The sequence below is a fragment of the Gordonia jacobaea genome (assembly GCF_001186365.1).
Taxonomy (GTDB): Bacteria; Actinomycetota; Actinomycetes; order Mycobacteriales; family Mycobacteriaceae; genus Gordonia; species Gordonia jacobaea.
Genome location: NZ_LDTZ01000015.1, coordinates 130,087 through 143,882 on the forward strand (window position 1 = coordinate 130,087; position 13,796 = coordinate 143,882).

Consider the following 13,796-nt stretch of genomic DNA (forward strand, 5'->3'; position numbering starts at 1 on the left):
TTCGAGTATGCACGCCGAGGCAAAACGGCCCGCTCGCACGCTCCCGGCGCCGAGCTGAAACGGCCCGCTCGCACGCTCCCGGCGCCGAGCTGAAGCGGCCCGCTCGCACGCTCCCGGCGCCGGGCCTCAGATGCTGTCGTTAAGAGCCTTGATCGGCATCGAGAGGTCGTCGAGGAGGTCGAGGTCGTCCTCAGCGGGCCTGCCGAGCGTGGTCAGGTAGTTGCCGACGATGACCGCGTTGATGCCGCCCAGGATGCCCTGCTTGGCGCCGAGGTCGCCCAGCGTGATCTCGCGGCCACCTGCGAAGCGCAGGATCGTGCGCGGAAGAGCGAGGCGGAACGCCGCCACAGCCTTGAGCGCCTCGGCGGCCGGCAGCACGTCGAGGTCACCGAACGGCGTCCCCGGGCGCGGATTGAGGAAGTTGAGCGGAACCTCGTCGGGTTCGAGGGCGGCCAGGTCAGCCGCGAACTCGGCGCGCTGTTCAAGACTCTCCCCCATTCCGAGAATGCCGCCACAGCACACCTCCATGCCCGCGTCGCGAACCATGCGCAGCGTGTCCCAGCGCTCCTCCCACGTGTGGGTGGTGACCACGTTCGGGAAATGACTGCGGGCCGTCTCGAGGTTGTGGTTGTAGCGGTGAACACCCATGTCCCGCAACTGATCCACCTGCTCCTGCGTCAGCATGCCGAGGCTGCAGGCGATCTGAATGTCGACCTCATTGCGAATGGCTTCGATTCCCGCGGCCACCTGCGACAGCAGTCGCTTGTCCGGTCCGCGCACGGCCGCGACGATGCAGAACTCCGTGGCGCCGGTCTTCGCAGTCTGCTTTGCGGCCTCGACCAACGACGGGATGTCGATCCACGCGCTGCGCACCGGCGATGCGAAAAGCCCTGACTGCGAACAGAAATGGCAGTCCTCCGGGCAGCCGCCGGTCTTGAGCGAAATGATGCCCTCGACCTCGACCTCCGGTCCGCACCACCTCATCCGGACGTCGTGGGCGACCTGCAGCAGTTCGGTGACGCGCTCGTCGGGAAGCCGCAGCACCTCGAGCACCTGGTCGCGGTCGAGTGGCTCGCCGCGTTCGAGGACCTGAGCGCGCGCGACGTCGAGGATGTCGGTCGACGACGCGCCCGACGCCTGCACGGTCGCGGCGTCGAGCGTCGGATCTACGGGTGCCTGTGTCATGCGTGAACTCCTTCGATGGGCTGAACGGCCGCGATGTTGTCGGGCGCGGAACGGGAACTGAGGTCTGCGACGAAGTCGGGATCGAACCAGGTGGGCGCCGCGGCCCGGAACTGATCGGGCTCAAGCTCCCCGACACCCTCGGGTATCACGCCGACGACGGGTACCCCAGTCAGCCGGGGCAGGTCGACGCGATTGCATCGCATGGCGAGGTCTGGATCGCGCGGCCACGAGCCGATCACAAGGCCTGCGGGACGAATTCCCCTCGCCCGCAATGCTTCGACGGTCAGCTCGGCATGATTGAGCGCGCCCAGGCCGGCCTGGACGACGACGACTGCTTCGGCTCCTACCGCGTCCGCGACGTCGAGCGCGGTGAGGTCGGGTGCGAGGCGCACCAGTACCCCGCCGGCTCCCTCGACGAGGGTCAACCGATGAGTCGAAACAAGATCGGTGACCGCCCCGACGACGGTCCAGAGATCCAGTGGGGCAAGACCTGCGCGCATCGCCGCGGTCTCCGGCGCCAGCGGCTCGGGGTAGCGCGCACACTCGACCACATCGACGACACCCGCGAGGTGGGCAACGGTCGCGAGGTCACCCGGCTCCCCTGGCTCGACGCCGGTCTGCGCGGGTTTACACACCGCGACGCCACTCGCCGACTCTCCCGCAACGCACGCGAGCGCAGCGGTGACGATCGTCTTACCGACGTCGGTCGAGGTACCGGTGATCAAGAGGGCACGTCCCGGGCGGGTCACCGTTCACCCCCGCCTTCGGCCAGCGCCCCGCCGATGACCTCGGCGGCGCGGTCGACGGTCGCGTCGTCGAGATCGGCTCTGACGGTCAGTCGCAGTCTCGACGTCCCCGGCGGGACCGACGGCGGTCGGAAACACCCGACCAACACTCCGCTGTCCCGACACCGTGCTGCGGCGTCGACCGCGGGCTGCGGGTCGCCGACGATGCGCGAGATCACCGCGGCGGCCGGGACCGGCGCACCGAGGCTGCGCGCCATTCGTGTCGCGTTGTGCCGCAATCGGTCTGGTAGCTCGGGCTGTGCACGCAGGACACCGAGCGCCGCACGCGCCGCACCGACCGCTGCCGGGTTGAGTCCGGTGTCGAAGATGAAGGTGCGCGCGACGTCGATGAGGTGCTCACGGACAGCAGAAGTCGCGAGCACCACGCCCCCCTGCGCGCCGAGCGACTTGGAGCACACGGTCGTGACGACGAGGTCGCGCGCGCCGGAGAGTCCTACTTCCGCGATCAGTCCCCGACCCCCCGGCCCGCGCACTCCGAGCGCGTGCGCTTCGTCGACAAGGAGCGCCGCCGAGTGCTCGCGCGCAACGCGATAGAGCTGCGCGACCGGCGCAGGCTCGCCGTCGACCGAGTAGACGGAATCGGTGACGACCAGTGCCCGCTCCTCGGGGCGATCGCGTAGCGCCGCTGCGACGGCGGCGACATCGCCACGGTCGACGACGACGACTCGCGCACGCGACAGTCGGCATCCGTCGATGAGTGACGCGTGGGTTCCGGTGTCGGACACGATGAGGTCGCCGCGGCCGACGAGCGCGGTGATGGCTCCGACGTTGGCGAGGTAGCCGGACGAAAAGCACAGTGCCGCATCAAAACCCATGAAGTCGGCGATGTCGTCCTCGAAGTCGACGTGCAACCGCGTGGTTCCCGCGACGAGGCGCGACGCCGTAGCCCCCGCCCCGAACTCATCCAGCGCGGCATGCGCACCTGCGAGCACTGCGGGGTGCGTCGAGAGTCCGAGGTAGTCGTTGGACGCCAGGTTGAGCATCGACGCTCCGGCCTCACGAACGAATGGGACACGGTGCAGCCCAGCCGAATCGCGCGCCGCGGCGGCGTCGGTGAGCCAGTCGAGCGCCGACGCGTCGTCGACCGTCGTGCCGGCCGCCCGCAGCATGTCGACCTCGCCGAACTCGGAGCCCAGTGTGGCGTGATCCGGTGTCATCGGGCACCTCCCGCGCCGACCAACTGTGCACACGACGCCGTTGTGGCCGCGGCGATTCCGGAGCAGATCGTCTCGACGTCGGAGTCGGTGCAGACGAACGGCGGCATCGTGTAGATCAGGTTGCGGAAGGGCCGCAACCAGACTCCGGCGTCGACGGCGGCATCCGTGGCCGCGGCGATGTCGACCTCGTCGTCGAGTTCGACGACGCCGATGGCCCCGAACGTGCGGACATCACGAACCCCGGCCACGTCGGTCAGTGGCGCGAGTCCTCGCGCGAGCAGGTCGGAGATGTCGGCGACGCGGCGTCGCCACGGACCGTCGAGCAGCAGTTCGGTGGAGGCGACCGCGACCGCACAGGCGAGCGGATTGGCCATGAACGTGGGACCGTGCGCCAATCCACCGGCCTCACCCGCACTGATCGTCTCGGCGATCGCTGTGGTGCACAGCGTCGCGGCCAACGTCAGGTAGCCGCCGGTCAGCGCCTTGCCGACACACATGATGTCGGGCGAGACGCGCGCGTGGTCGGCGGCGAACAGCTCGCCGGTGCGCCCGAATCCGGTGGCGATCTCGTCGAAGATCAAGAGCAGGTCGTGCTCATCGCAGATTCGACGCAGCTCGCCGAGATAGGCGGGGTCGTGGAAGCGCATACCGCCTGCGCCCTGCACAACGGGTTCGACGATGATCGCGGCGAGTTCGTCGCGGTGTGCAACGACAGCGGCCTCTATGGAGTCGACATAGTCGGCATCGAACTCCGCGGGCGGGGCAGGCACGAACACCTGGTCGGCCAGAATTCGACGCCACATCGCGTGCATCCCGCCCTCGGGATCGCAGACGCTCATCGGGGTGAAGGTGTCGCCGTGGTACCCACCGCGCCAGGTCAGCAGTCGCGTGCGTTCCGGCTTGCCACGGCTGCGCCAATACTGCAGCGCCATCTTCACCGCGACCTCGACCGACACCGAACCCGAATCGCAGAAGAACACCTTCTGCAGGGGTCCTGGTGTGATGTCGACGAGCAACTGCGCGAGCCGCGCGGCGGGCTCGTGGGTCAATCCGCCGAACATCACGTGGCTCATCGACTCCAGTTGATCGCGCGCCGCGGCGTCGAGGACCGGGTGGCGATAACCGTGGATGGCGGCCCACCACGAGCTCATTCCGTCGATGACCGCACCGCCGTCGGCGAGTGTGAGTCGCACACCGTCGGCGCCGCGGACGACACGCGGTTGCGTCGGAGACGGCATGGCGCCGTAGGGATGCCAGATGTGTGCTGCGTCGACGCGGCTGATGTCGGCTGCATCCATGTGGTGCGTCCCTCCTCGCCGGCTTAGAGTGGTCCTGGACACCGTTCAGGTCCAAACTCCTGGACACTGTACAGGCTCCTCCTGAACGCTGTACAGGTTGCGTCACGGCCGGACGGCCTGGATACCCTGACGCGGTGAGCAACAACCGCGCCGACGTCCTGCGCGCCGCGCGCGGCATCCTGACCGACTACAGCCTCGCCGACCTCTCGATGCGCAGGCTGGCAACTGAAGTCGGTGTCCGCCCCAACGCGTTGTACTGGCACTTTCCCAACAAGCAGTCGCTGCTGGCCGCGCTGGCCGACGACATCCTCGGCGACATCGACCCGTCGGACCCCGATCAGCCGTGGGACGCCAGACTCGCCGACATCGCGATCGGGATGCGGACGGCGCTGCTCGCTGTTCCCGACAGCGCGGAGGTGGTCTCGTCGGCGTGGGCCAGCGGACTCGCGACGAGAACGGTGTCCGACGACCTGACCGACGTCGCGCTCTCCGGGGGACTGAGCCCGCGCGACGCACATGGAGTCGCCACCGCGATATGCCAGCTCATCATCGGGCTGACGATCGAGGAACAGACGCGGGCCCAGATGGAACGGCTCGGGGTCACCGGCCCGTCGGGTCGCGACTTCGCAGCAGAATTCGACGACGCGCTCGGCGTACTACTCGACGGCGCTCGACACCGGGCGCGCGCCACTCACTGACCCGACGTCGTCGCGACACCCCTCTGCGTCGTCGCGACACCCCTCTGCTCAGTGTGTCGGACCCGCTGGAATGGGTTTTTCACAGTTGCGGCGGGTAGCCTCCTACGCGGAGTACGGCGGTTGTCGTCCACCGCGCGTGTGTGTGGATAGGTCGCCACCGACTCGTCCCAGCCCCCGACACGGAAGCAAGCACGACTGACGTGGCAGCCCCAACCCAAGTGGTGACGACCCCTAACCGGAACGAGCCCGTCCCACCGCTCCCCGCGTATCGCACCGATCTCGACGGCCTCCGCGGGATCGCGATCATGCTGGTTGCCTGCTTCCACATCTGGTTCGGCAGGGTGTCCGGCGGCGTCGATGTCTTCCTCGCACTGTCGGGTTACTTCTTCATCGGATCGCTGCTGCGTCACGCGATCAACAGCCAGACGTCGCACGTCACGTTCATCGAGGCGCTCAACCCGTGGCCGCGCCTCAAACGACTGCTGCGCCGACTCCTCCCGGCGCTGTTCACGGTCCTCATCGCGGTCGCGATCCTGACCGTCGTCATCCTTCCGCAGACCCGCTGGCTCAACATCGGGCGCGAGCTGCGTGCGTCGGCGCTGTACTACCAGAACTGGTATCTGGCGCTGAACTCGCAGGACTACCTCGCGGCGAGTTCCGCGAACAGTCCGCTGCAGCACATCTGGTCGATGTCGGTGCAGGGGCAGTTCTTCGTCGGCATGCTGTTCGCCGCGGTCATCGCGGCCGGAACGATCAAGCTGCTGTCGGCGATCATCCGACCGATCGCTGAGCCGAAGACGATCCGTCTTCTCGTCGGCCTCGCACTGTTGGCGGTCGCCGCTGTCTCGTTCTACTGGGCGCACATGCGGATGGGCGTCAATCAACAGTGGAACTACTACGACACCCTCTCGCGCCTGTGGGAGCCACTCGCCGGCGGTCTGCTCGCCATCTGGTTGCCGCGCTGGCACGTTCCCCGTTGGATCCGCAACGGTGCGGCGATCATCGCTCTCGGCCTGATCATCACCTGTGGGTGGTGGATCGACGGCGTCGACTCGTACCCGGGTCCGTGGGCACTGGTGCCCGTCGGTTCGACGCTCGTCATCATCTGGGCGGGAGCCACCGCACTCGAGCGTCCTCGGTCGAGGCATGAAGCGATCGATCAGTCGCAACCGGCGGTCAACCGTGCGCTGTCCAGCCGGGTACCGGTATGGCTCGGCACCATCGCGTACTCGCTGTACCTCTGGCATTGGCCACTGCTGATCTTCTATCTGACCTGGCGCGGCAAAGACCACGCCAACGTCATCGAGGGCATCGGGCTCCTCGCCGTGTCCATCGGTCTGGCCTGGCTGACCAAGCGCTACGTCGAGGATCCGCTGCGGGGCGGCGACCGCGCGAAGCTGGCCCGCGGCGACCGACAGGGACGTTCGCGTTGGCTCAGCTACACGTCGGTGGTGACGACCGTGCTGGTCGTCTTGTCGATCGGCGTCGCGGTCGGGGTCAATGCATGGGACCGGCACGTCGCGAACACCGTCGTCAACACAGCGAATCTCGACCCGCACTCCTACCCCGGCGCCCGCGCTCTGCTCAACGGCTGGCCGGTGCCCGCGCTCGATCCCCAACCGACACCGCTGGCAGTGCTCGGCGACTTCCCGGAGACCTCGACGCAGGGCTTCATGAGTTCGTTCGAGGACCCGGAGATCCACGTCGGCGTCTACGGCGACCCGACCGCGACGAGGACGATTGCCCTCGCGGGTGGCTCGCACGCCGAGTTCTGGATCACCGCGCTCGACGAGCTGGGCAAGCGCAACCACTTCAAGGTCACGACATACCTGAAGATGGGGTGCCCGCTGTCCACCGAGCTGGTGCCCAAGCAGCGGGGTGTGCCGTATCCGCAATGCCACGACTGGGTGCAGCGCGTGATGGCGAAGGTGATCGCCGACAAACCCGACGCGGTGTTCACCAACTCGACCCGTCCACGCGACTACAAGCCGGGCGACTGGATGCCCGACGACTACAAGCCGATCTTCACGCAGTTCATGGATGCGGGCATCCCCGTTCTCGGCATGCGCGACACACCGTGGCCAATGGGGCCGACGGGCGCCCTCGACACCCCGACGTGCCTGTCCGACGGCGGAACCGCATCCGAATGCGGCTCCGATCGGGCGCGGGTGCTCTCCCCGACCGATCCCGCAGCGCCGTTCGCCGACGGCAAGCCACTGTTCCATCCGCTCGACGTGTCGAACGGCATCTGCACCCCGACGGAATGCCCGGCAGTCGTGGGAAACATCATCGTCTACAAGGATTGGCATCATCTGAGCGCGACGTACGTGCGCAGTCTGACCGACGAGCTCGAACGCCAGATGACACAGGCCCTGCCCTGGACCGGTCCCAACCACCGCTGACGCGCCAGCCGCCGTCGGCTCAGCGACCTCCTCGCGGAGTACGCCGATGCAGACCGACCGTGGGGGTGTCGTCTAACGCACACGAGTGCGGCTTTTCCCCGAGATGAAGACGGCGCCTATCGCGACTAGGGTCATGGCATGACTGCGAAAAGGTGGGCATGACCGTACCGCCGACCGACGACACGGCACCTCACGAGCCGGCACCCGGCACCGATGCCCAGAGCGTCGGACAGACAGCCGACGCGACGACGGCCACTCCCCCGCGTACATCAGAGTCGACGCCGGGATCGCTGCCGCCGGACAGCCCCGAACAGGCTGACGCGCTCGTCGCTCCCGAGCCCGAGCCCATCCCGGTCTGGCCGGGTACGCCATATCCGCTCGGCGCAACGTATGACGGTGTGGGAACCAACTTTTCGCTGTTCTCCGAGGTCGCCGAGGCCGTCGACCTGTGTCTGATCGACAGGGACGGGCACGAGCGTCGCATTCGTCTCGACGAGGTCGACGGCTACTGCTGGCATTGCTATCTGCCGAACATCGGCCCAGGCCAGTTCTACGGATATCGCGTCCACGGCCCCTACGATCCGGCGAGCGGGTTGCGCTGCGACCCGTCGAAGCTGCTGCTCGACCCGTACGGCAAGGCATTTCACGGGGATTTCGACGGCGACGAGTCGTTGTTCTCCTATCCGATGGCGTCGTCCGAGTCCGACGACGATGGTGGTGAACCGCCCGTCGTCCCCGCCGAACAGTCGTTGCGCGCCACCGCCGACCCCGACTCCGACGACTACGAGACCTCGTCGGCCACCACTGCCGGCGCGCACAACCCCACCGCGGACACCGGAGCCTCGGCGTCCGAGGAATCGGCGACCGAGACCGCCAACGGAGACGCGGGCCCGTCGACAGGCGAGGCCGACGACCCCTCAGCTGACGCCGATAACACCGTCGAAGACACCGAGACCCCCGTCGAAGACGCCGACACCACCACCGACGACGCCGAAGTCCTCATCGAAGATGCCGACACGGAGACGATCTCGCCCGCCGAGGACGTGTCGGCCGACCGGTCGCCGTCGATGCCGCAACTCGATTCACTCGGTCACACGATGTTGTCCGTGGTCATCAACCCGTACTTCGACTGGCAGCACGACCGCGCGCCACGACGCCCCTATCACCAGACGGTCATCTACGAAGCGCATGTCAAAGGCATGACCGCGACCCATCCCGACATCCCGGAGCAGTTGCGTGGCACCTATGCCGGCCTTGCCCACCCGGTGATCATCGACCACCTCAAAGAGCTTGGCATCACGGCGATCGAACTCATGCCCGTGCACCAGTTCATGCAGGACTTCGTGCTGCGCGACAAGGGTTTACGCAATTACTGGGGCTACAACACGTTTGGTTTCTTCGCGCCGCACCTCGAGTACGCGTCCAATCCGGATCAGCCCGCCAGTGCCGTCACCGAGTTCAAGGCGATGGTACGTGCGTACCACACCGCAGGCATCGAGGTGATCCTCGACGTGGTCTACAACCACACCGCCGAGGGCAACCACCTCGGTCCGACCGTCTGCTTCCGCGGCATCGACAACGGCGCCTACTACCGACTCGTCGACGGTCAGCCCGAGATGTACATGGACTACACGGGCACCGGCAACAGCCTCAATGGACGCCATCCTCACACGCTGCAGCTCATCATGGACTCGCTGCGCTACTGGGTGCTCGAGATGCACGTCGACGGTTTCCGCTTCGACCTCGCGTCGACGCTCGCCCGCGAACTGCATGACGTCGACCGCCTGTCGGCCTTTTTCGATCTGGTGCAACAGGATCCGGTGGTCAGCCAGGTGAAGCTGATCGCCGAACCGTGGGATATCGGCGAGGGCGGCTATCAGGTCGGCAACTTCCCGCCGCTGTGGACAGAGTGGAACGGCAAGTATCGCGACACCGTGCGCGACTATTGGCGCGGTGAGCCTGCGACGTTGGGAGAGTTCGCCTCTCGGCTCACCGGTTCGTCGGATCTCTACGAGTCCACGGGCCGGCGACCGTCGGCGAGTATCAACTTCGTCATCGCGCACGACGGCTTCACGTTGCGAGACCTGGTGTCGTACAACGAGAAACACAACATGGCCAACGGTGAGGACAACCGTGACGGCGAGAGCCACAACCGGTCATGGAACTGCGGCGTCGAGGGTCCCACCGACGATCCGGAGGTGAACGAGCTCCGCGCGCGCCAACAGCGCAACATCCTCGCGACGATGTTTCTGTCGCAGGGCACCCCGATGCTGGCGCACGGTGATGAGATCGGTCGTACCCAGCAGGGCAACAACAACGTGTACTGCCAGGACTCGCCGCTGGCGTGGATGGATTGGTCTCTCGCCGACAAGAATTCGGACCTTCTCGCGTTCACCCGCAAGGCCATCGACCTGCGCACCAAGCATGCGGTGTTCCGACGTCGACGCTTCTTCGCGGGCAAGCCGATCCGATGGGGGGAGGACATGCTCGACATCGTGTGGCTGACGCCCTCGGGCGAGGCGATGACGACCGCCGACTGGGACAGCGGATTCGGCAAGAGCCTCGCAGTCTTCCTCAACGGCAACGGCATCGCGGAGAAGAACGAACGCGGTGAGGTCATCTCCGACAACAGCTTCATGATCTGCTTCAACGCACACTACGAGGACATCGAGTTCACGTTGGCCTCCGAACGGCTCGGCCACGAGTGGGAGGGCGTCTTGGACACCACACATCCGCAGGGCGACTCCCACATCGAGTCGGCGCCCTGCGGCAGCACGGTCACGATCGGCGCGCGTTCACTCCTCGTCTTGCGCACACTGGCATGACGACAAGCGATCGCCAACGCCCGATCGCCACATACCGGGTACAACTGACACCGGATTTCGACTTCGCCGCCACCATCGGCATCCTGGATCACCTTGTGGCGCTGGGCATCAGCCACATCTATCTGTCACCGATCGGGACCGCCATGCCCGGGTCGACGCACGGCTACGACTGGGTTCCACCACCCCAGGTGTCTGCCACACTCGGTGGCCTCGAGGGGCTCCGCGCACTCCGGATCGCGGCGTCCGAGCATGGCCTGGGAATCATCATCGACATCGTGCCCAACCACACCGGTGTCGCCGAGGTGATGCGCAACCCGTGGTTCGCCGATCTACTCCGGCGCGGCTCCGGATCGCGGTACGCGTCGTACTTCGACGTCGACTTCTCGTCGGAGAACGGTTGCGACGGCAAGATCGCGATCCCCGTGGTCGCCTCCGACGGCGACCTGTCGCCGCTGACCGTCGACTCGCACGGCGTTCTGCGCTATTACGACCACGAATTCCCTACCGCACCAGGAACTCTCGGCGGTAGCGCACAGGATGTGCATGCGCGCCAACACTATCGGCTGGTGCCGTGGGACAGCGGACTCATCGGCTACCGCAGATTCTTCACGGTCAACGAGCTCGCGGGCCTACGCCAAGAAGACCATGAGGTCTATCGCGCAACGCACACCTGGATCAACGAACTCTTCGACGCCGAGCTCATCGACGGCCTACGCGTCGACCATCCCGACGGACTCTGGCAACCGATGGCGTACCTCGACGAGTTGCGAAGCGACATCGGTCCCGACTCACTGCTGTACATCGAGAAGATCCTGGCGGCCGACGAACAACTCGAACCGACCTTGCCCGTCGAGGGGACGACCGGATACGACCAGATGCGGATCATCGACGCGGTGTTCACCGCACCGTCGGGAGTCGTCGAACTCGACGAGATCCACCTGCGCGTCACCGGCGTACCGGGTGACTCGCATTGGCTGCACACACAGGAGCGCGAACGCAAACTGCAGACGCTGCACGACAAGTTCGGCAGCGAACACCGCAGATTGGTCCGCGCGATCACTCACTCTGATCCCGACGCCGATTCGGACGCGGTCGCCGAAGCGACCGCAGAGCTGATCGCGGCACTACCCGTGTACCGCGCCGACTATCCGTCACTGCGTCCCCTACTGATCACCACCGCGACCGAGATAGCCGCGCGCAGAGCAGATCTCGCTGCTGCCATCGATACCGTGATCAGTGCGACAACGCACGACGGTGCCGCGAGTTCTCGGCTTGCACAGACCGGCGGTGCCGTGACGGCCAAGAGTATCGAGGACAGCCTCTTCTACCGGACAGCGCGACTCGTCTCGTCGCTCGAGGTGGGTAGCGACCCCGCCGACCCGACCATGAGCCTGCAGAACTTCCACAACCACAACGCGATTCGTGCGGCGCAATGGCCATTGGCCATGACGGCGACCAGCACGCACGACACCAAACGCGGTGAGGACGTGCGCGCTCGGATCGCGTTGCTCGCCCAGGTACCCGAACGGTGGTCGCTCCTCGTCGACGAGCTCTGGTCGAATTGGCCCCCGCCGGATGACCTCACCGGCTACTTCCTCTTGCAGAACATCATCGGCGTCTGGCCGATCGGTGATCCCCCCGGCAGCGCGACCGTCAGCGACGAACTCCGACAGCGCCTGTACGACTACGCGCGCAAGGCGACGCGGGAGGCCGAACTGCACACATCGTGGACCGACGTCAACGAGGAGTTCGAGGGCCAGATCGAAGCCTGGATCGACGAGATCACCAAAGGTGCTGCAGCCGAGTTGATCTCACGTTTTGTCTCGCGGATCGCCTCGGCGTGGGAGCAAGAGGCGCTCGCACGCAAGGCGATTGCGCTTCTGTGCCCCGGCGTACCGGACATCTACCAGGGCACCGAGTGGTGGGACGACTCGCTCGTCGATCCCGACAACCGCCGCCCCGTCGACTACGACCGTTCGCTCGATCACCCCAAGGCGCGGGTCGTGCGTGCGGCACTCGCGGTACGCGCAGCACGTCCGGCAGCATTTGATCGCGATAGCGGTTACCTACCGCTCTACGCCGACGGGCCGGGCGCCGACCACGCGATCGCGTTCGGACGCGTCGTCGACGAGGTGCCCGAGGTGATCGTCGTGACGGCCCGATTCACCCACAGCCTCATCGACGACGCGGCGCTGACCTTCCTCGACCTACCCTCGGGGACCTGGCGTGATGTGTTGTCGGACAAGGTCTATCGGGGCGTCGCAGACCTCGGGGAACTGCGTGCCGCGAACCCTGTGGCCATCCTGGTACGTGCAGGCGACGGTGACACCTCTGTGGCAACCGGCGCGGCGTCGGCGACTGGGGCCGACGTCGCCGCGGTTGGCTCAGCCGCCGGGAGCAGGAGCAGGGGCGGCGGGTGATGGTGCGGCCGGCGCGGGACTCTGCGAACCGCCCTGCGTATCGGCGGCCGGACCGCTCGCTCCCTGCTGCTGCCCCAAACCGGCCTGTGCCCCACTGAGTTTGGACACCTTCCAGGAACCGTCTTCCTTCACCAGGTTGAGCCAGACGAGCATCAGCTCCTTACCGCCGCTGGGCGCGATCGTGCTCGTGCCGGACACCTCGACGAGCACGGCGGTCGACGCACGATCGGCGTCGAACGACTCGACCGACACCGACTTGACCGTCGGAGTGGCCTTGACGTTGAGATCGCGCAGCGCCTTGGAGCCGTCAGTCTGCTCACGCTCGAGATTCTGTCTGAACTCTCCGGTACTCAGCGGCCCCAGCAGGGTCTTCATGTCGCCGACGGCGTCGGAATTCATCGTGCTGACGAGTTTGACCGTGAAGACCGACGATGCCGACTTCGCATCGTCGAAGGCAGCCAACTTCTGTTGGTCGCGGTAGTAGCCCCAACCGAGCAGTCCGACACCCACGATCAGCGCGACAACCACGATCCCTGCGAGCACCTTGAGAAGTCCCGCGGTGCTGATGGTGACGGAGACCTGGCGAGAACCCTTGCGCTCCTTCTTCTCCGGCTCTGCCGCGTCGCCTGATGCACTGCCCTCGGTCTTCTGAGCGGCAGTCTCCTGAGGGGTCCCGTCGGCGGCTGCGCTGGACCTGCGAGCCGCGGCACGCGCACTCTTCGTCCGAGGAGCCTGCCGCTCGGGGACATCGTCCGACGCTGCGGCATCTACCTTCTCGGCGCGTGTCTTACCGGTGCCGACTTCTTGCGCGTCGTCGGTGTCGACCTTGTCGGTGCTGTTGTCGTCGGAGTCGATCTTGTCGACGTTGTTGTCGTCGGTGCTGTTCTTGTCGGCTGTCATGTGCTTCCAGTTCAGTGTGCTCGCCCGCCCCGGGTGCGGGCGCGATGTGCGGCTTCGCGGGTGGATTCGGCCGTGGTCGTCACGGCGGCCACACCGTCGTATCCC

9 protein-coding genes are annotated in these 13,796 nt (G+C 66.5%); 4 read left to right on the plus strand and 5 right to left on the minus strand.

All coding sequences use genetic code 11. From position 1 onward, the window contains the following. Window positions 1-126: 126 nt before the first annotated feature. Genes bioB through ABW18_RS06570 form a run of 4 tightly spaced genes read right to left on the minus strand, consistent with a single transcriptional unit; the run spans window position 127 to window position 4,446 of the window. Window positions 127-1,185: a biotin synthase BioB gene (bioB, locus tag ABW18_RS06555; protein WP_049698206.1), complete on the minus strand. Its 1,059-nt coding sequence runs from the start codon at window positions 1,183-1,185 to the stop codon at window positions 127-129. Continuing rightward, window positions 1,182-1,934, minus strand: coding sequence for a dethiobiotin synthase (bioD, locus tag ABW18_RS06560; RefSeq protein ID WP_049698207.1), 753 nt, complete (start codon window positions 1,932-1,934; stop codon window positions 1,182-1,184). The genes bioB and bioD overlap by 4 nt, the downstream gene beginning before the upstream one ends. Next, complete coding sequence (locus tag ABW18_RS06565; RefSeq protein WP_049698565.1) at window positions 1,931-3,100, minus strand: 8-amino-7-oxononanoate synthase; 1,170 nt, start codon at window positions 3,098-3,100, stop codon at window positions 1,931-1,933. Before ABW18_RS06565 ends, bioD begins: the two co-directional genes overlap by 4 nt. Window positions 3,101-3,144: 44 nt before the next feature. Further along, the gene (locus ABW18_RS06570; RefSeq protein ID WP_049698208.1) at window positions 3,145-4,446 is read right to left on the minus strand and encodes an adenosylmethionine--8-amino-7-oxononanoate transaminase; all 1,302 of its coding nucleotides are present in this window, start codon (window positions 4,444-4,446) and stop codon (window positions 3,145-3,147) included. A 134-nt stretch (window positions 4,447-4,580) separates the two neighbouring features. Between ABW18_RS06570 and ABW18_RS06575 the strand changes: the two genes are divergently transcribed. From ABW18_RS06575 to treY, 4 genes are all read left to right on the plus strand, one after another. Further along, complete coding sequence (locus tag ABW18_RS06575) at window positions 4,581-5,144, plus strand: TetR family transcriptional regulator (RefSeq protein WP_049698209.1); 564 nt, start codon at window positions 4,581-4,583, stop codon at window positions 5,142-5,144. A 200-nt stretch (window positions 5,145-5,344) separates the two neighbouring features. Continuing rightward, the gene (locus tag ABW18_RS06580) at window positions 5,345-7,546 is read left to right on the plus strand and encodes an acyltransferase family protein (RefSeq protein ID WP_049698210.1); all 2,202 of its coding nucleotides are present in this window, start codon (window positions 5,345-5,347) and stop codon (window positions 7,544-7,546) included. Window positions 7,547-7,704: 158 nt separating this feature from the next. Continuing rightward, complete coding sequence (gene glgX / locus ABW18_RS06585) at window positions 7,705-10,371, plus strand: glycogen debranching protein GlgX (protein WP_049698211.1); 2,667 nt, start codon at window positions 7,705-7,707, stop codon at window positions 10,369-10,371. Continuing rightward, a complete protein-coding gene (treY, locus tag ABW18_RS06590; protein ID WP_049698212.1) occupies window positions 10,368-12,791 on the plus strand; it encodes a malto-oligosyltrehalose synthase in 2,424 nt (807 codons plus the stop codon). The genes glgX and treY overlap by 4 nt, the downstream gene beginning before the upstream one ends. Here treY and ABW18_RS06595 read toward each other — a convergent pair. Then, on the minus strand, window positions 12,756-13,691 hold the full coding sequence (locus ABW18_RS06595; RefSeq protein ID WP_049698213.1) for a hypothetical protein: 936 nt from the start codon (window positions 13,689-13,691) through the stop codon (window positions 12,756-12,758). The genes treY and ABW18_RS06595 overlap by 36 nt on opposite strands. Between the last annotated feature and the right edge of the window lie 105 nt (window positions 13,692-13,796).